Genomic DNA, 286 nt, shown 5'->3' with positions numbered 1-286 from the left:
CCGCAGAACGCGCCGGCGGGCCGCGAATGCCGTGGTCTCCGGAAGAAGCCACGAAAGAGGAATTCACCTGCGAGGTCAGCGCCCTGCTGCGGCTCCCGCGCCGGACGGCGGAGACCCTGATCGAAGCCAGCCGCACCCTCGCCGAAGACCTCCCCGCAACCCGGGATGCCCTGGCCTCCGGGGCGATCAGTTACCGGCACGCGCAAGTCATCATGGAGCAGGCCTGGGGCATCCGAGTCGATGATGACCCGGAAGCGGCCGCCCGGGCCCGGGCCGTGTTCGAGGA

1 protein-coding gene is annotated in these 286 nt (G+C 70.6%); it reads left to right on the top strand.

Going from position 1 to position 286, the window contains the following annotated elements; translation table 11 throughout:
- Window positions 1-26: 26 nt before the first annotated feature.
- On the top strand, window positions 27-286 hold a 260-nt coding region (locus QN357_RS19390), incomplete at its 3' end, for a DUF222 domain-containing protein (protein ID WP_323505456.1).

Origin of the sequence: Cryobacterium sp. RTC2.1 (assembly GCF_035018685.1) — a bacterium.
Lineage (GTDB): Bacteria > Actinomycetota > Actinomycetes > Actinomycetales > Microbacteriaceae > Cryobacterium > Cryobacterium glucosi.
This window is presented reverse-complemented; position numbering and strand designations above follow the sequence as displayed.